15 protein-coding genes are annotated in these 19,090 nt (G+C 40.9%); 1 reads left to right on the plus strand and 14 read right to left on the minus strand.

Features of this window, described 5'->3' with window-relative positions:
* Nucleotides 1-124: 124 nt before the first annotated feature.
* From QL984_RS08400 to QL984_RS08440, 9 genes are all read right to left on the minus strand, one after another.
* Nucleotides 125-1,543, minus strand: a complete 1,419-nt coding sequence (locus tag QL984_RS08400) for a sigma 54-interacting transcriptional regulator (protein ID WP_036956139.1) — start codon at nucleotides 1,541-1,543, stop codon at nucleotides 125-127.
* 55 nt (nucleotides 1,544-1,598) lie between these two features.
* Nucleotides 1,599-2,900, minus strand: a complete 1,302-nt coding sequence (locus QL984_RS08405; protein ID WP_036956137.1) for an AarF/ABC1/UbiB kinase family protein — start codon at nucleotides 2,898-2,900, stop codon at nucleotides 1,599-1,601.
* Between the two features lie 64 nt (nucleotides 2,901-2,964).
* Nucleotides 2,965-3,519, minus strand: coding sequence for a DUF1439 domain-containing protein (locus QL984_RS08410; RefSeq protein WP_036956135.1), 555 nt, complete (start codon nucleotides 3,517-3,519; stop codon nucleotides 2,965-2,967).
* A 99-nt stretch (nucleotides 3,520-3,618) separates the two neighbouring features.
* Nucleotides 3,619-6,303 carry a DUF349 domain-containing protein gene (locus tag QL984_RS08415; RefSeq protein WP_036956133.1) on the minus strand — a complete coding sequence of 895 codons (2,685 nt, stop codon included), beginning with the start codon at nucleotides 6,301-6,303 and terminating at the stop codon, nucleotides 3,619-3,621.
* Entirely contained in the window at nucleotides 6,293-6,574 is a 282-nt protein-coding gene (locus tag QL984_RS08420) for a DUF1315 family protein (RefSeq protein WP_013464607.1), read from the minus strand. The genes QL984_RS08415 and QL984_RS08420 overlap by 11 nt, the downstream gene beginning before the upstream one ends.
* Before the next feature lies 1 nt (nucleotide 6,575).
* Nucleotides 6,576-6,902: a hypothetical protein gene (locus tag QL984_RS08425; protein WP_013464606.1), complete on the minus strand. Its 327-nt coding sequence runs from the start codon at nucleotides 6,900-6,902 to the stop codon at nucleotides 6,576-6,578.
* Nucleotides 6,903-7,025: 123 nt separating this feature from the next.
* Nucleotides 7,026-8,528, minus strand: coding sequence for an alanine/glycine:cation symporter family protein (locus QL984_RS08430; protein WP_138764278.1), 1,503 nt, complete (start codon nucleotides 8,526-8,528; stop codon nucleotides 7,026-7,028).
* A 375-nt stretch (nucleotides 8,529-8,903) separates the two neighbouring features.
* On the minus strand, nucleotides 8,904-10,031 hold the full coding sequence (locus QL984_RS08435; RefSeq protein WP_036956129.1) for a M14-type cytosolic carboxypeptidase: 1,128 nt from the start codon (nucleotides 10,029-10,031) through the stop codon (nucleotides 8,904-8,906).
* A gap of 193 nt (nucleotides 10,032-10,224) precedes the next feature.
* Complete coding sequence (locus QL984_RS08440; protein WP_013464603.1) at nucleotides 10,225-11,667, minus strand: glyceraldehyde-3-phosphate dehydrogenase; 1,443 nt, start codon at nucleotides 11,665-11,667, stop codon at nucleotides 10,225-10,227.
* A gap of 486 nt (nucleotides 11,668-12,153) precedes the next feature.
* Here QL984_RS08440 and QL984_RS08445 point away from each other — a divergent pair, with 486 nt between their 5' ends.
* Nucleotides 12,154-12,951, plus strand: a complete 798-nt coding sequence (locus tag QL984_RS08445) for a DUF2989 domain-containing protein (RefSeq protein ID WP_024603129.1) — start codon at nucleotides 12,154-12,156, stop codon at nucleotides 12,949-12,951.
* 41 nt (nucleotides 12,952-12,992) lie between these two features.
* Here QL984_RS08445 and ihfA read toward each other — a convergent pair whose 3' ends face one another.
* The 5 genes from ihfA to QL984_RS08470 all read right to left on the minus strand — a co-directional run bounded on the left by ihfA (nucleotide 12,993) and on the right by QL984_RS08470 (nucleotide 18,523).
* Nucleotides 12,993-13,289 (minus strand): integration host factor subunit alpha, encoded by a 297-nt coding sequence (ihfA, locus tag QL984_RS08450; RefSeq protein ID WP_008114070.1) that lies wholly within the window; start codon nucleotides 13,287-13,289, stop codon nucleotides 12,993-12,995.
* 2 nt (nucleotides 13,290-13,291) lie between these two features.
* Nucleotides 13,292-15,679: a phenylalanine--tRNA ligase subunit beta gene (gene pheT / locus QL984_RS08455; protein ID WP_036956126.1), complete on the minus strand. Its 2,388-nt coding sequence runs from the start codon at nucleotides 15,677-15,679 to the stop codon at nucleotides 13,292-13,294.
* 15 nt (nucleotides 15,680-15,694) lie between these two features.
* Nucleotides 15,695-16,675 carry a phenylalanine--tRNA ligase subunit alpha gene (gene pheS / locus QL984_RS08460; RefSeq protein WP_013464600.1) on the minus strand — a complete coding sequence of 327 codons (981 nt, stop codon included), beginning with the start codon at nucleotides 16,673-16,675 and terminating at the stop codon, nucleotides 15,695-15,697.
* Between the two features lie 82 nt (nucleotides 16,676-16,757).
* Complete coding sequence (gene hda / locus QL984_RS08465) at nucleotides 16,758-17,468, minus strand: DnaA inactivator Hda (RefSeq protein ID WP_024603126.1); 711 nt, start codon at nucleotides 17,466-17,468, stop codon at nucleotides 16,758-16,760.
* Nucleotides 17,468-18,523 carry a DUF2066 domain-containing protein gene (locus tag QL984_RS08470; RefSeq protein WP_024603125.1) on the minus strand — a complete coding sequence of 352 codons (1,056 nt, stop codon included), beginning with the start codon at nucleotides 18,521-18,523 and terminating at the stop codon, nucleotides 17,468-17,470. Before QL984_RS08470 ends, hda begins: the two co-directional genes overlap by 1 nt.
* Nucleotides 18,524-19,090: the final 567 nt, after the last annotated feature.

Below are 19,090 nucleotides of genomic sequence, written 5' to 3' on the forward strand. Positions count from 1 at the left end.
GTACGATTTTGCAACTTTCAGACCACAGTGAAAGTTAATTTAACTTATTGATATTAATTGATTTTACACATACCACCAAAGCGAAAATTCGCGACATTTAACGACATGCACGATATATCGCGAGTTAACGTGTGCGATGCACTGCTAATTTTCGCATTTTTGAGCGAAGCGTACTCTCTGGTAAGCCCAACTTATTTGCCGCGCCTTGTTCGCCTGCAATTTTCCAGTTACATAACATCAGTACGGAGATAATATGCTGTCTTTGCGCCTCATCCAGTGTAAGCGTTGGGTTAACAGCATTCGCATCACCGGCTTTTAGCGGCTGACTTAACTGCAGTGTGGGTTGTGTAGATAAAATAGCTTCTCGCTCTAACACGTTTTGCAGCTCTCTGATATTGCCGGGCCAGTCATAGGCTTGTAGTTGCCTAATAGCTTTGTTACTTAATCCCTGTAATTGCTTACCTAGCCGCTTGTTTATTTGCACAATTAAGTTTTGACATAAACAAGGTATATCTTCTTTTCGCTCTTTTAGTGCTGGCACTTTGATAGGAAACACGTTTAAACGGTAATATAAGTCCATTCTAAACAGCCCTGCTTGTACCATTTCCCACAAGTTACGATTGGTTGCAGCAATGATACGAATATCGACTTTTAGGGTTTGGCTGCCCCCTACTCGCTCAAATTCGCGCTCTTGTAATACTCGTAATAATTTACTTTGTGACTCTAACGGCAGCTCTGCCACTTCATCTAAAAATAAAGTGCCCTTATCAGCAAGTTCAAAACGCCCTTTACGTCGCTCATTTGCGCCGGTAAACGAGCCTCGTTCGTGTCCAAACAACTCCGATTCTAATAAGCTAGGGGTAAACGCCGCACAATTAACTTTTATAAACGCCTGCTCATTGCGCTTGCTTAATCTATGTAAGTTACGCGCCACCAGCTCTTTGCCAGTACCGTTTTCGCCAAGTATCAACACCGTACTGTCGGTTTCGCTCACTAACTGTATTTGCTGCAACATACGTTGAAATACATCACTGCGCCCTACTAGCCCTGAGTCTTGCCAATCCTGATTTAGCTCGGCAGTAAGATAGTCGTTTTCATCTTTGAGCTGCTCGCTTAAATGCTTTACTTGCGCTAAAGCATCTTGGAGCGCGGTTTGGGTTCGCTGCTGCGCTGATATATCGCGAAAAACGGCCACGGCACCAATAAGCTGGCTATTTTTATAAACAGGGGTGGAGGTATATTCAACAGCAAAGGCGCTGCCATCTTTACGCCAAAATACTTCGTTTTTAACCTCGCGGCGTTTGCCATCAAACATGGTGCAGTAAATTTGGCATTCATCGGCAGGATAAGGCGTGCCATCGGCATGGCTATGATGATGATATTGATGTATTTTTTTTCCTAATAATTCATCGGCCGTCCAACCCGTCATTCGCTCTGCGGCTGGGTTTACAAACACCGCATTACCAGATAAATCAAATCCATATATGCCCTCACCTACCGCATTAAGTAATAAAGTAGGATCGTTTAAAAAGTTTTTTATCATTGCAGACCTCGCGAAATATCGCGAGTATTATGCCAATTCTCTCTTGCTTTAGCACCTAGTAATAGCTAAATAATGCCTTAATATCTATTTTTGCTTCTAGCCGTGCTGCGATTAAATACAAGCCCGCTAGCTTACGGTGAATAAACAACGCATCAACAGGAGGCGTATGCCATTGCTGCGACTGTGCGCTTAACTGCAAGCCTGCATCTTTAATATTGCTAGCAAGCGCGCTATTTTTAAAATCAAACTCGCCGTTATAGCGCAGTGGCTCGCAGGCCATTAAAAATAAATCAATCACTTTTTCTTTGTAATTGTCTTTGAGGGAATCTTTAAAATAGCCAATATCGGTGGCGGCATTGAGCACCCCCTCACGATCGTTATTACTACCAGCTTTAAATAAAGCTAGATAGGCATTACTTAGTGCTGGGGTAATTTCTCGTGTGGCACCAAAATCAAATAATACTATTTTTTGTGATTCAGGTTGGTAATGAAAATTTGCAAAGTTAGGGTCGGTTTGGATTAAATTAAAGACAAACATTTCTTTAAAAAATAAATCAATCAGTTGCTCAGCAACCCGACTTCGCTCTGATTGTGGTAAATATGTAATGCCCTCTATAGGCTTGGCATCTACATACTCCATGGTTAGCACTTGCGCAGTAATGTGCTGAGGATACACGCTAGGGACTTTGAAATGCGCGTTATCTGCTAACAGGTTTTTGTAACGTGCTAAATACTCAGCTTCTCGAGTGTAGTCGGCCTCGGCTAATAGCTGTGCCTTGGCTTCTGCCACTAAGGGTTTAATATCCAGCTCTTTAGGTAATAACCGCGATAAGGTAAGTAAAGTGATCACGTTATCTACGTCACTCACTACACTTTTTGCGATTCCAGGGTATTGAATTTTAACTGCCAGTTGCGCGCCATTTTCTTTATAAGCTAAATGAACCTGGCCAATGGACGCCGCCGCAAACGGCCTGAGCTCAATATGAGAAAAACGCGATAACCAATCCTCTCCCCACTGCTCTTTTAAAACACTAACCAGTTGTTTGTGTGGCATCGGGTTGGCATCTGAGCGCAATAAAGACAGCAATTGAGCAAGTTCGGGGGTTAGTAGGTCGCCAGCATCCATTGAAAGCAGCTGCCCAAGCTTCATTGCCGCACCGCGCAGGTGTGAGAGTTGAGTGGCTAGGTTTTCAATATTTTTAGGCTGAAGCAATAAGCTTTTATTATCCCAGCCTTTACCAGAAAGCGCACTTTTAGCCCCGCCCACTAACATATTCGTGGCGACGCCAGTGGCTAATGAGCCTAACTTTGCAAAACGTGAAAGTCGAGATGTGGGAACGGATCGCTCATTAGCCATAATTAACCTAATCTATTAATAATAAGGTCAACTAATACGTTTTATTACGCCTATTGGATCTAAATTATAACCGAGGGACTAGCTTAATAGCGCCTTCTACTACTTTTAAATCTAAAGGTAAATTACTTAATAATGCCATTTTAGGATCGTTCATATTTAACTTATAAACGGGGTTAACGGCTAAAAAAGCATTCATTACATCCATGGCCTCGTTATCCAGCACTTCTAAATTACCTTTAAAGCCACCGGCATCAATGCTTGAGTCGAGTAACTTAACATTACGTAAAAATACCGCTTTTTTCTCGCTGTCATAAAAAGGAGTGCCCTGTATTTGCAGCTTTAAGCGAACTGGGTACTTTAATGCAAAAGCATTAATCTCGGCGCTAGAATCTGCACCTAATAAAACATAATCACTATTATCTGGGCCAATATTAACGCTTAAATCATTCACATCAAACTGCACAGGTAAGCCCATCAGGCTAACTTTTTCACTTAATTTAGGTAACTGTTTATTTAGTAACGACTCAACCTCTGAATTTGTAAATGAATAAACCGAAATACCCTGCGTACTGTTACAGGCAGTTAAAAATAGTAGTGAAATAAAAACAAAAATTTTCATGCAAAACCCTATTGGTTAATCGTATAGGCAGTAAGTAACCATAATAAAAAGCCGCTTTAATAGCGGCTTTTTCATTTTAGTTGATAAAAGTGATTGCGCTTAATTTATAGCAAAAATAACTTTTAACCTTGCTAGTGTGTCAGCTGTGACTGAACCCTCGCTGAGTGCTAATAACTGCTTTAAATAATAATTTAAATCAGCGTGTTCGCCACGGTGCTTATCATCAAGCATGGCTACTTGCTCTACCATTCTTTGCGATGAGTTTTGCGAACTTACGCTCGCAAGTATTTCCATACGCGTTAACAGCTGCTCACAGCTCAATGCTGTTTTAACTGCACCATTAAATTGACTCGGGATTGGCTCGTTGTTCTCAAGTGCAACAAATAAAGCATCTAAATTAGCTTGCTCATTTTTAGCCGCTAAGCCTGTCAGTTTTTCATCTATGGCTGATAACAAAGCAGACACTTTAGGGGTTAACGATTTAAACTGTGTATACCCTTTAACTTTGGTTTGCAAGTCAAGTAATTGGGCTTTACCTTCTACACTATTTAATGCTGCTTCAAGCTCATTCAGCTCAGTTGTTGCCAGCTTATCTGACTCGCTTTGTTCGCGCTTTTGCTGTTCAAATTCTTCGCTTCGTTTAGTGAAAGTTGCATCATTAAACTGACGGAATTTTTGCCACAATGCGTTTTCAGCTTTTAAGCCTGCAAACCCTATGGTTTGCCACTGTTGCTGTAACTGCTTTAGCTGTTGGCAAGCGTCTGCTAAATTATCGCTTTGTGATAATTGCTGTGCTTGCTCAACGAGCTCATTTTTAAGTGCGGCATTGCCTTTATGAAACGCGTTAAGTGACGCTACAACCTGTTGCTGCTCTGCCTTATAACGCTCGTTCAACACGCGGTATGTTTTCGGATCAACTTTACCCACACTTCGCCATGCTTTTTGCAAACGGTTATAGTTGCTTTCTAGTTGTTTCCAATCTAAATCAGCCGTATCAGTTGCTTGTAAATGCAGTGCATGCATATCAGCAATCAATTGCTCGCGCTCTGCTTTTGCTGCCTCACGTTGCACTTCTTGCTCAGCGAAGTAGCTGCGACAAGGAGCAAATAAAAGCTCAATTTTTTCATCAAACTCGTTGCCCTGTTGTTTCTCTTGCTCTGTATCAAGGCGTCCTAGCTCGTTCCAACGCTTGCGAAGTACTTTAACTTGATCAGCGCGCTGTTGTGGATCGTTACACGGCTCATCAACTAACGCTGTTACTTCTTCTAAAAGTGCTGCACGTTTTGGTGCGGCCGCATATTTTTGCCAATCTTTAGCATCGGCTAATTGCGCTTCTAGGTCTGATTTTAAATTAACCAGCGGCTGTTGGTATTTCTCAGTTAGGGCATTAAATAACTCTTCGAAGCCTTTAAATACACCAAATGCAACGTTAAAGCGCCCTTCTTCAATTAAACGTTTTACATCACGTGCCTTGCGTTTAGCTTGGCTTTGCGTTTTTTCAAGCGGCTTAGTGAGTTCGCTCATTGCGGCTAAAAATTGCTTTTTATGGCTGTTAAGCTGAGTTTTGAATGACGCTTGTAAATCAGTGCTAAGTACATTTAGGTGACTACGTGCAGTTTTAAATGTGTCATTGAACGCTGTTAACTGTTGATCGTAATCGCTAAGTTGCTCTGCAGGTTTTATTTCAATAAGCGTACTGTAGGCAATTTTATATTCTTTGATCGCCGTAGTTAGCTCAGGTAACTTGGCTACTTGTAAAAATAGTTGCTCAAGCTTATTAATCACTTGTTTTGATTGCTGATCAGCCATCAATTGCGTTTTATCTAGTGTGTCTTTTGCTTGTGCTACTTTTGCATTAAGCCAATCTTGCTGAATTTGCTCTGGGGTTTCTAATCCAAGTTGCAATGCATTTTCAATTTCTTCACTTAATGCTTCTAACGTAGCTAACGCTAACACTTGGCGCTGTTGCTGCGCTAAACGTTGCTGCTCTATTTCATGTTGCGCTTTTAATGTGGCAATGTGAGCATCAAGCTTATCGGTAATTGATATATATTTAGCATCAAGGGTTTTTACATGTTCTTCACTTAGCCATTTTAATTCAAGAGCTTGCCACTGCGCCATGAGTTCTGCAGCTTGTGGGTCAACAATGGCGTAGTCATTTTTATCACGCAATGCATTAAGCTTGGCTAAAATAACACGGGTTGCGTTTTCAACTTGCGATGGCATTTCAAGCGCTAAACGTTCGTTTTCAAGATGACTTTCTAGCGCAACTTTGGCTTCACCTTGAGCATGCTTTAACAGTGCTTTAGTTAACTGCTGAGTAATGACTAAATCAACTAACTGTTTTTGCAGCTCTTCGTTTGCTTCTTTAAAGGCTTTTTCAATCAGTTTAGGGTTAGCTAGGCGTTTTAATAGCTTAACTCTCACTTGCAGTTCTTTTTCAGCAAATGCTAGTTTTTCAAGGGTTTTAACCGGTGCAAAGCGTTCAATGTACTCATTTTTAATCTGCGCCGACAAGCTACTTTCACTGTTTAATACAGCCGATGAGATTTGTTGTTCAGCAACATCTTTCAATGCCTGATCTTGTTTGTAAGCTTTCCACCACAGTGGTAAGTCGTTTACTTTTTGCAGTGCTTTACGACGAATTTCAGCCGATGAGTCTTCAAGGGCTAAGGTGCTTAAAATTGTTACGTCACGTGCCACATCAAGTTTTTCAATCGCATCTAAACGAACTTGTTGCTTTGGGTGTTTCCATTTTGGTGTAAAAAGGTGTTTAAAGATCATTTTCACTGAACCTAGCTATTTCGTTATCTGATTTGAATTCTTTTTGTAGTTGCGCTTTGGTTTTTTGGATCATTTCTCCATTTGCACCAATGGTAAACTGCTCGTTTGATTGTGCTACTTTTGCTTGGTACAACATCACTAGTTGCACTGTTTGTTGCTTTTGCTCATCTGATAAAGGCGTGCCATCTGGCCACTTTCCCGTTGCCGCGCCATACTGTAAGCGCTCAAATAATTCTGGAGTAATATTCTGTACTAGGTTGTCAATATTCATGTCATTTTTTCTTTTTCAGAGTCACTAAAATAATACGGTTAATAAGGTACCAAATACAGCCAATGCCAATGGCCGAGGTATACGCATACCACTGAAGTGTTTTTTCTTGAGGTTGTAGGAAGTACAAACAAAAGAAGCCACCTAAAAATAAGATCAGCGCTAAAAAGGAGTGGTTCATAAACATTTGCTGCTTTTTAATTCGCTGCTCACGTTGAAGTTGTTGAACTTGCTCGGCATTTAATTCAGCAACGTTACTTTGGCAATGTGGACACTGCGAATGTTTATCTGAAATTGATTTTGCACATTTGGGGCAACGAATAATCGCCATACATCTCTCTCCATACTACGCATAAAAAAAGCGCCTTTCGGCGCTTTTCATTGTACTTGTTTTATTGCTCTTTGTCTTTTTTGAATTTAACCCAATAGATGATATTAGGTTATTGGGATCTGTTTATTCAGCGTCTTTAGATTGCTTTTCAAGGCGCTTTTCCCAGAAGGTAGCATTTTTAATCCCTAACTTAACGGGATCAAATGTGATTTGGGCACCTTTTTTCTTCTGGTCTTCATAATCACTCAAACATGTTAAGGCCGGTTTAGCGACAAAGAAAATGGCTAATATACCCAATATGTTGATCCACGCCATTAAGCCAACGCCTATGTCGCCAATAGTCCATATATAACCGGAACTGTTAACCATGCCGTAGGCTACCATAAACATAATCATAAGTTTTACTACTACAAGCGGAATACTTCCTTTAAAGTAGCGATTTAAGTACGCGATATTCGTCTCAGCAATGAAGTAATAAGCCAGTATGGTGGTAAAAGCAAAGAAGAATAAAGCGATACCTACAAACGCTTCGCCAAAGCTACCAAATACACTAAACAACGCCATTTGGGTAAATGCTGCTGACCCCACTTCAGTTGCCGCATCAACATTTTGTATAATGAATTGCCCTTCTGGCAAAGTACCGACTACATTGTATTGCTGCGTCATTAAAATCATTAATGCCGTTGCTGTACATACAAAAAGTGTATCAACATATACAGAAAAAGCTTGCACTAAACCTTGCTGTGCAGGGTGATCAACTTCTGCCGCCGCCGCCGCATGAGGACCTGTACCTTGGCCGGCTTCATTAGAGTATATTCCACGCTTAACACCCCAGCCAATTGCAGCACCAAAACCTGCTTGGGCTGTAAATGCATCACCAATAATGAGCGAGAAAATACCCGGGACTTTGTCTATATTTAAAAATACGATAATTAAGGCCAATACGATGTAACCAAGCGCCATAAATGGCACTACAATTTGCGTAAAATTAGCAATGCGCCTTATACCACCAAAGATAATAAACGCTAAAACGATTAGAATAATGGCCAACGCAACCAGTTTAAAACTACCTACGTCACCAAAACTTGTAGACACCATAGTGCCATCGCCAAATACTTGAGTGAATGCGTTGCCCACAGCATTTGCTTGCACGCCCGGCAGGAAAACCCCACAGGCTATAATTGCCGACACAGCAAATAATACAGCCAGCCACTTTTGCCCTAAACAACGATCAAAATAATACGCTGGACCACCGCGGTATTGGCCGTCTTCTTCTAACTTATAAATTTGACCTAATGTTGACTCCGCGTATGCAGTACTTGCACCTAAAAAAGCAACAACCCACATCCAGAAAATAGCGCCAGGGCCTCCAAAACCAATTGCGGCTGCCACACCGGCAATATTACCAACCCCTACTCGGCCAGATAATGAAACAGCAAGAGCTTGAAAAGATGAAATTCCTTTTTCTGAGGTGTTAGGGCTAAATAATAGCTTACACATTTCTTTAAAATGTCTAACTTGAGCAAATCGAGTTAGTACGGAGTAAAATAAACCTGCGCCTAGGCATAAATAGATGAGTGCATCACTCCAAACAACATCATTAACGGCGCTTACAAAAGCTTCCATGAACATCCTCACAGTTATATTTATTATTATTAATTACCATACTCTGCTACTCAGAATACCTGTCATAAGCTTTACGAAATAAGGGGTTAATCTTTTTCGTTTTTCTTATTGTTCAATCGATATTAACTTAAGTGCCCAACCTTGTTAACAGTTAATTTTCAAAACAACTTATTGTTTATTTATATTGAGCCTTCCAGATCAACGTTTAACTAAGTGCAAATTGATTTAGACTATATGGTATTAAATCTGTCGAGAAGGTGTATTGAAACGTTTTAGTGCTGTGGTGGGTAAATGATTCTTATTTTTTGGTACGGTTGGTTTAGCTAAAAGTAAAAAGGGTATCAATATTTATTGATACCCTTTGAAACAAACGTTTTATCTTAAGTTGTCTACAACATTAACAATGGCTGCTAAAGTATCTTGACCAAATTGATATGAACGACGATCTGACCAACCATAATCTGGATCGGGTAAGTCATTATTATCTTTAAATGGCATTTCAACTGTGTAAGTTAGTGCTTTAAATTCTTCTGCTGTGGCTGATGAACCTACTGTTAAGTTAGCTTGACCTGGTTCGTCTTTATCGTAGCCATGCGTATCTTGAAACTCTGGAGTAATAGTTAAAAGCGCGGCCTTAAAGCTATCCTCTAGGCCTTTTAGGCGTGCATCATAGCTTGGTATGCCTTCGCTACCGGCAACAAAATTATATGGAATGGCTTCATCACCATGAATGTCTAGGTGCATGTCTAAGCCGGCTTCGCGCATTTTATTAAGCACTAAGTAAACTTCTGGGCTGTTTTCCATGCTGGGTGTTTGCCATTCACGGTTTAAGTTAACCCCTTTAGCGTTAGTGCGTAGGTGACCGCGTACACTGCCATCTGGATTCATGTTTGGCACGATATAAAATACCGCTTTTGATAGTAACGCTGCTGCATGAGGGTCTTCATCATCAAGTAGCTTGTGTACTAAGCCTTCTACAAACCACTCTGCCATTGTTTCACCTGGGTGTTGACGAGCAGTGATCCAAATTACTTTTTTATCGGCGCTTGGCTGACCAATTTTAAGCACGCTCATGTCACGCCCATCAAGCGTTTGACCTAGTGTTTCTAGTTGGCAAATTTCTTGGCTTTGCGCCCATGCTAATAAGTCTAAATGACGATCGTAGCTGTAAGGTGCAAAGTAGGCGAAGTAAACGCTGCTGCACTCAGGCTCAAGCTCAAATGTTAATGTGCCATTTTCATACGAAGACGGTACACGGAACCATGTTTGACGGTCGTATGAAGCGACAGCTTGGTAGTCTACCCAACCATCAGGGTATGCAGACTTATCAAGATTATTAATATTTAACTGATGAAGTTGATAAGGCGTTGTCTCAAGACGAAAGTGAAACCACTGATAAAACTCAGACTGGTGATCTTTATTAATTTCTAGCTGAATATTTAACGGATCGGTGGCTTCAATAACTTTAATATTACCACTGTCGAAATTGCTACTGATTTTCATTACAACAAACCTATTAGTTAACTGTGTGTCTTTGACTAAGGCACTTAGCCAAGAGGTAAATACGTGTCACTGCACTTTAAAAGTGTATAAACGCGTACCCAATTTAATAAAGCGTACCATAACCGCTTCACTTTAAAAATCTTCAGGCCTAAAAAAGCCAGCAAGTGCTGGCTTTTCTTAATAGCTCATGTGTTTATCGAGGTAAACTTGGGAATGAGACTTCTGCCATGTCGCGCATACAGCGAACTACCTGGCAGCTATAACCAAACTCATTGTCGTACCATACGTAAAGTACAACACGGTTATCATCAACAATCGTTGCTTGAGAATCAACAACACCTGCGTAACGGCTACCCACTAAATCGGTAGAGACGATTTCAGTTGATGCTGTGTAATCAATTTGATCACGTAGGTCTGAGTGAAGTGCTGTTTCACGTAAAAACGCATTAAGCTCTTCAACCGTTGTACTCTTTTCAAGGTTCAAGTTTAAGATAGCTAACGATACGTTTGGTGTAGGTACACGGATTGCGTTACCTGTTAGTTTACCTTCAAGCTCTGGTAATGCTTTAGATACCGCTTTCGCTGCACCTGTTTCAGTGATAACCATGTTTAATGCCGCAGCACGACCACGACGTTCTGCTTTATGGTAGTTATCAATTAAGTTTTGGTCATTAGTGTATGAGTGAACTGTTTCAACATGGCCATTCTTAATACCAAACTGATCGTTTAATGCTTTAAGTGTTGGCGTAATCGCATTGGTTGTACAGCTTGCTGCACAGACGATTTTGTCTTCAGGTAAAATATCTTGGTTGTTTACACCGTAAACGATATTTTTAATATTACCTTTAGCAGGCGCTGTTAATAATACTTTTGCAGCCCCTTTAGATTCTAAGTGTTGACCAAGGCCGGCTTCATCTTTCCAAATACCTGTGTTATCAACAACAAGTGCGTTTTCGATGCCGTAGGCGCTGTAATCAACTTCACTTGGCGAGTTAGCGTAGATAACTTGAATGTAGCTACCGTTCGCTTTAATTGCATTACGCTCTTTATCGATAGTGATAGAACCATTAAATGGACCATGGATAGAGTCACGACGTAATAAGCTTGCACGTTTCTCTAAATCGCCATCTTTACCGCCACGCACAACAATAGCGCGAAGGTTTAAATCGGCATACGGGCCTGATTTTTCAATTAATAAACGCGCTAATAAGCGACCGATACGACCAAAACCGTAAAGTACAACGTCACGTGGTGCTTTTGGTTTAGAGTCAACAATTTCAGCAAGTTCATCTTTAACAAACTCTTCTACTGAACGACCATTCGCTGCATCTGTGTATAAATAGCTGTATGCTAATTTACCAATATCGATACGGGCAGAATTTAATTCCATTTTGCTGATAGCTTCTAAGAATGGGAAGCTTTCACGTAGGCGTAGTTTAGTCCCTTCAAATTGAGCTACTGATTTGTGAGACTTGATAATATCAATAGTGCTTGAATTTACTAATGGACGGCCGTAAACAGCGATTTCGATACCACGATTACGGTACAATTTACCAATAATAGGCTGCATGCTTTCTGCGTAATCTTGACGTTCTTGCCAGCTACTTGTGTATTCTAACTCGTGAGATGAGGTCATTTTTTTTACCTAATTAAACAATTTTGAACGGATAGCCTAAGAATGCATCGAATTTTGAGAGCAACGCATTCCTTCGGGCAGGTCTATTCTAATTTAATCTCATTTTATTCTCTACTGTTAGAGACTAAAGTTTAGGCTAGAATAATACTATATGAGGGTCTGTTGACCTTTGCGGATTAAAATTTGTTCAAACTAGGGACAATTTAATCGCGGTGCGAGGTTTGTAACCTAGTGGGCTAAGTCAAAACCGAGCAAAGCTTCCGCGTCCTGCTCACGCCCCTTACCTACATCCATGTAGGCAGCAAAGAGTAAATCGCCCCTAGGCAGAACCCTTCGGGCAGCGCCTGTTTGGCATTGATGCAACGTTATCGCCTATTTATGGGGAATAACCACACCACATAGGCTCTGCCTTGTCTCAATACCAAACAGACTGCTGCAAATTCAACCTTGAAAGGTCAACAGACCCTAATAATTTGAGAGACTCGGATGGCTTTTAAGCGCATAACCCTCGCCTTTGCAATTTTGCTTACAGGCTGTGAAGAATCTTTAACCGTTGAAGATATTTGCGTTCAATCGCCGGCCATATGTAATGATCTTAACCAAGATAGTCACTGTAAAGCGCAGCGAGAACGTACTATTTTTTCTCGTCACCTTGAATCTTTACAACCAACCGATGAACACAAATATCAATTACTTAAAGCGTTTGAGCATTACAATCAATGTATTGCTTTGGCAGCCAACATTCAGCACATAAAACTAAAAAGCAAAACCACGGCTCGCCGACATGCCCACTTAACGAGCATGAGGGAAATGGCACGGATTTATCAACAGACAAAACACACCAGCCACCCGGGCTTGCTTTATTATCATTGGTCAAGAAACAATGACGAAAGTGCATTAACACGTTTGCTCGCTTTAGAACATACTGCAGAAGTTGAACAAAGTGCTGAGATGCAATTTTACTTAGCGTCTTATTACATTAAGGTTGATGAAGAAAAAGCGATTAATTTTTTATACAACACGCTAGCGCTGAATAAAGCGAAGCATGAACCGAACCCTGAAATATATATGTCTTTAATCAGCCTGTTTTATAAACATCAACAATATAAACATGCTTATATTTTTGCCAAAATAGCTCAGTTTTCTGGTATTGAACATATTGATATACTGTTAATTGAGCAGCAGTTAATAGCACAAGGAAAGAATTTAGAGAGTTTAGATAGGTTAGCCGAGCAGACTTTGCAGCAAATAGATCAAGGAACGTTTATCTCCCCCCGGAAATAATAAAACAGATACAAAAAAGGCAGCTTACGCTGCCTTTTTGTTTATTTTTTGCTAGTGCCTACTTCGACACGGGTTTTTAACTTTTGCCCCGGTCTAAAGGTAACCACGCGACGTGCTGAAATTGGGATATCTTCTCCCGTTTTCGGATTACGTCCCGGCCTTTCTTTCTTATCTCGAAGATCAAAGTTACCAAATCCAGAGAGCTTAATCTGCTCGCCTTTTTCAAGCGCTGAGCGGATTTCTTCAAAAAACGCTTCAACTAAATCTTTGGCATCTTTTTTATTGATCCCGAGCTTTTCAAATAGGTGTTCAGCTATGTCGGCTTTAGTAAGCGCCATATCTAGTCCCTCAACGATGCATTAAACTTTTCGGCCAGTGCGGCCACCACGTTATCAACTACCTGATTGATATCTTTCTCTTCGAGTGTTCTATCAACCGCTTGCAGTGTTAGAGCAATCGCCAAACTCTTATAATTTGGCTCAATACCTTTGCCCTTATACACATCGAATAAGTTTAGGTCAACCAATTGATTTCCGCCAACTTTTCCGATGACGTTTAAAATATCACCTATTTTAACGCTGTCTTGTACTAAAATAGCGATGTCGCGGCGATTTGATGGGAATTTAGACACCCCAACAGCCTGCGGTAAATTTCTTTTTTCTAATGCCGACATTTCAATTTCAAACACAAAAGTAGCGTTATTGATATCTAACGATTTTTGCGCTTGAGGGTGTAATGCACCAAAGAAACCTACTTTTTTTCCATCAACATAAATAACGGCTGATTGACCAGGATGAAGGCCATCTGATTGCTCGGCTTTAATTTCAAAGCGGCTAACATCATTGGTAATAGCAAGTAATGCTTCAACATCCCCTTTTAGGTCGTAAAAATCAACGTTACGTTTTTCTTCAACCCAATGCTCGCCATGCACAAGCCCAGTAATAACACCACCAATAACCGGCACTTGGTAAACGCCATTTTCTGCGCTTTCATCGCTGATAAATTTAAGGCCATGTTCAAATAAGCGAATACGTGGTTGCTGGCGGTTTTGGTTATAGGCAACAGATGCTAATAAGCCAGGCATTAAACTTACACGCATCGCTGACATTTCAATTGAAATTGGGTGCGGCAATACCAATGCATTACACTCAGGGTGTAAAATAGCTTGCGCTTTAGGATCAACAAAACTGTAAGTAATGGCTTCTTGATAGCCACGGGTTACTAGCGCATTACGAAAACGGCTCAGTGCAACAGTTGACTCATCATGTGTGGTCATTTTAAGTTTTGCAGTTGGTGCCACATTAGGAATACTGTTATAACCGTATACACGTGCTACTTCTTCAATTAAATCTTCTTCAATACGAATATCAAAACGGTAGCTTGGTACATCAGCGCTCCAGCTATCATTGTCAAATTTAACATCAAGACCTAAACGCGTAAGAATATCGGTTACTTTTGCATCGTCAATGTGATGACCAATAACACGGTCTAAACGTGAACGACGTAAACGTACTTCAGTTACTTTTGGTAACTTATCTGCAGCAACAGCTTCAACGATTGGACCTGCGTTACCACCTACAATCTCCAGAAGTAACGCTGTAGCGCGCTCCATGGCATCGTGTTGTAGTGCAAAGTCGACGCCACGCTCATAGCGATGAGATGCATCAGTGTGCAAACCATAGCTGCGTGCTTGTCCTGCAATAGCCACTGGGTTGAAGAATGCACTTTCTAGTAAAATATCAGTTGTTTTTTCAGTAACACCCGATTGCTCACCGCCAAAAATACCAGCAATGGCTAGCGCTTTATGATGATCGGCAATCACTAATGTCGATTCATTTAATTTAGCCGTATTACCGTCTAATAAAACCAGCTCTTCACCTGGGGTTGCACTACGTACTTTAATTCCACCATCAATCGCATTTAAATCAAATGCATGCATTGGGTGGCCAAGCTCTAATAATACAAAGTTAGTCACATCAACAACCGGATCAATTGAACGTACACCACTACGACGTAGCTTTTCAACCATCCATAATGGCGTCTCAGCGTCTAGGTTAATGCCCTTAATAACACGCCCTAAATAGCGAGGACAGGCATCATCGTTAACCAACTCAATAGATACTTTGTCTTCAATTGTCGGGGTTACCGCTGGAATGCTTAATGTATTTACATCAATACTGTTAAGTACGCCGACTTCACGGGCAAGCCCTTTAATACCTAAACAGTCGCCACGGTTAGGTGTTAAATCTACGTCAATAATGTTGTCATCAAGCGCTAAATATTCGCGTAAATCGGCACCAATAGGCGCATCAAGTGGCAATTCCATAATGCCATCGCCTTCTTCACTAATACCTAGCTCATCAAACGCACATAACATGCCGTGTGAAGGCTGACCACGAAGTTTGGCTTTTTTAATTTTGAAATCGCCTGGTAACACTGCGCCAACAGTGGCAACTGCAACTTTAATACCTTGGCGGCAATTTGGTGCACCACAAACAATATCAAGCAGTTCATCACCACCAACATTAATTTTTGTTACACGTAGTTTATCTGCATCAGGGTGTTGGCCACACTCAACCACTTCACCTACCACAACGCCATTAAATTTGGCTGCTGCCGGCTCAACGCCATCTACTTCTAAACCAGCCATTGAAAGCTGTTCCGAAAGAGCTTGCGTATCAATTGCAGGATTTACCCACTCTCTTAACCACTTTTCACTAAATTTCATTTTATCTCTTCACTCTTAACGGAACTGGTTTAGGAATTTTAAGTCATTTTCGAAAAACGCACGTAAATCGTTTACGCCGTAACGCAACATGGTTAAGCGCTCAACACCCATACCAAAAGCGAAACCTGTGTATTTTTCAGGATCGATGCCTACAGACTTAAGTACGTTAGGATGAACCATGCCGCAGCCTAATACTTCTAACCATTTACCGTCTTTACCCATCACGTCCACTTCGGCTGAAGGCTCTGTAAACGGGAAGAATGAAGGACGAAAACGAATTTCCATGTCTTCTTCAAAAAAGTTACGTAAAAAGTCATGTAAAATACCTTTAAGCTCAGTGAAGCTTACATCAGTATCAACCATCAACCCTTCCACCTGATGGAACATAGGCGTGTGTGTTTGGTCGTAGTCATTACGGTATACACGCCCTGGCGAAATAATACGCAGTGGCGGTTGCTCAGTTTCCATTGTACGAATTTGTACACCACTGGTTTGAGTACGTAAAACCAGCTTAGGATTAAAGTAAAAGGTATCGTGATCGGCGCGAGCAGGGTGATGCTCTGGTATATTTAACGCATCAAAGTTATGAAAATCATCTTCAACTTCAGGGCCTGATTTAACAGCAAAGCCAAGTTCACCAAAGAAGCTTTCAATACGCTCAATGGTGCGAGTTACTGGGTGCAAACCACCCGATGGCATAACACGCCCAGGTAAAGTTACATCGATTGTTTCTGCTGCTAGTTTTTCTTCTAATGCTTTACTTGCTAACAATTCACGCTTGTCATTAATCGCAACTTGCACGTCTTGCTTAGCTTGGTTAATTACTTGGCCTGCTTCTTTACGTTCTTCAGGGGCAATTTTACCTAACGTTTTAAGTAAGCTGGTAATTTCGCCTTTTTTACCAAGATAGTTAACCCTGATCTCTTCTAGCTGCGCGATTTCACTGGCACTGGCTACCGCCTCAAGTGCTTGCGCTAATATGTTTTCTAAGTTCATTCGATACCTGATCTTTCACAGAAGGTGATTACAATTTAGTTAGCTAATGATAACTGAAAGCAGGGTCTAGATTCTAGACCTACTACAGCTTTAGCGTTGATTTTATAAAAGGAATAGTCAATTTTCGTTGTGCAGCCATGGATGCGTGATCTAATTTGTCTAATACATCCAATAAAGCACGCATATCACGACTCAAACGCGTTAATAAAAATCGCGCACATTCATCGCTCAGTTCAAGCCCACGCATATTTGCACGCTTAACCAGCGCCTGTGCTTTATCATCGTCACTCATAGAACGAATTTGAAACGTAGTGCCCCACTTTAAACGGGATTCTAAGTCGGGCAAGCTAATATTAAGCATGTTAGGCAGTAAATCGGCAGTCACTACCAGCATTTTATTGGGCTCATTAAAGCGATTAAAAAAGTTAAATAACGCTTTTTCCCATGCATCATTGCCTGCTACCAAGTGCACATCATCAATACACAATACATCTAATGCTTCAAGCCCATCTAAAACCATTGGTCCAAAATGAATGACCTCGCGCATGGAAAGTAGCATATTAGATAAGCCACGCTCTTGTGCCTGAATACAAGTGGCATATAGTAAGTGAGATTTACCAGAATCTCCTAAGCCACACAAATAGGTATACTGAAAAGAGTGAGCAAGCTTAGAAAAGCTATCTTTGAGATGATTTACCTCAAGTGAGTCTTCACCGCCAAAGTAGGATGCAAATGTTTCATCGTCCGGTAAAGTAACCGGCAATGCCATTTGTATTGGCTCTTGAGTTAGCATTAATTTACAACCCATTGATACTCTAGGCTTTGCTCATCAACTATGTGATAAAAAGCACGAGGATCAACATAGTCTTTAAAGGCGTTATCCAGGCCAAGGGCTTTTTTAAGGTCACTCACAGTCCCCGTATGATGAAGCTCAAACTCAACCGAATCGGGTGTTTTGCGTAGAATAACAGCTTGAGTTACTACGCTTAGATTCATTAAGCGGCGCTTAGCCAATTCAATATCAACAAAGCTCTCAGTCCCTTTTAAAGTTAAATTGGCAGTACGCTGCTCATAATAAGCATTAGGATCAATCGCATATTCACCAGCTAAACCTTGTGCTAAATCATCAATCATTTGCGCAACAATTTGCTGTCTATAGCCAGTGATACGGTTAGATTCAAACATTTCATCATTGGTAAAGCGCCAATCTAGTACCCAATTATCAGAGTTAAACGCTTGATACATTCTAGCAGTAATACTTCGCTCAGCACTGTAGCGTTTAGATGCCTCTTCTACAGGCCCAGAAAAATTTCCCCAAACTTCAGGGACACCAACAAGCCGTCTGTCTTGTAAATCGAGTAAAGGCACAACAACCGGTAAACCGCGGCGGCTTGCTTTGTCGTAAATCAGTTGCTCTAACTGAGGATAACTCTCTTGAGTAACCAGCTCTCGCTGCCTGTTATCTTCAATGCCTAACCAGATAGCAACCAGTGGACGTTGAGCTCCCCACAACGGCAAATTAAGATCTTTTATTAGTGCATTGATCTTTCGCGCTTCAAATTTAACTAGTAACTTAAGCGTTCCAGGAATACGCTCATCGTATTCAAATTTCAGCATATAATCAGATATATCTTTGGTGCGTTGCTGTGCTATCTGATTTTCATCTGCACTTTTATCACCACTCACTTTTACTAGTACGTTAAGAAGCGCTTTGCGACTAGCGTCTAAACGCGCATCACGAGATTTATCTTCTACGACCAAAATATCTTGATATAGATCAGTTACTTCAACTGCAGATACAGAAACACAAAAGAAAATGGATAAGGCGCTAATTAATAATCTATACACAGGCAAATCATTCTTGGTTTTAAACTGTTTTGATCCTAAATCAAAGCCACTAACAAAGCAAAATTATATTTTTACAGTGACTAAAGCTGCTGATTAAGTCGAACTTTCTTGTATTAAGAGTCGCTGCGCTACTTCGTAGCGATAAGGCAGTAGAATATCATGGTGCCGACAACGATAGAGAATGCATAACCGATGCATGGAGTAGGCATTAGTCTCTGATCAACTCTCTTCCTTTAACCTATTACCTTTTACCTTGACCTGCATTTTCACTTTATTCCAAACACGAAAAAGCCCAACGACTGCTAGTCGGGCTTTTTCGTGTTTGGAGTCATGGTGCCGATAACGATAGAGAATGCATAACCGATGCATGGAGTATGCATTAGGCTCTGATCAATTCTCTTCCTTTAACCTGTTACCTTTTATCTTGCATCTGTATTTTCACTTCCTGCAGACGTAAAAAAGCCCGACTCTTTCGAATCGGGCTTTCTCAATTTGGAGCCTGGTAATGTCCTACTTTCACATAGCAAATGCTACACTATCATCGGCGCTGTTTCGTTTCACTGCTGA

Source organism: Pseudoalteromonas sp. APC 3495, from assembly GCF_030407645.1.
Classification (GTDB): domain Bacteria; phylum Pseudomonadota; class Gammaproteobacteria; order Enterobacterales; family Alteromonadaceae; genus Pseudoalteromonas; species Pseudoalteromonas tetraodonis.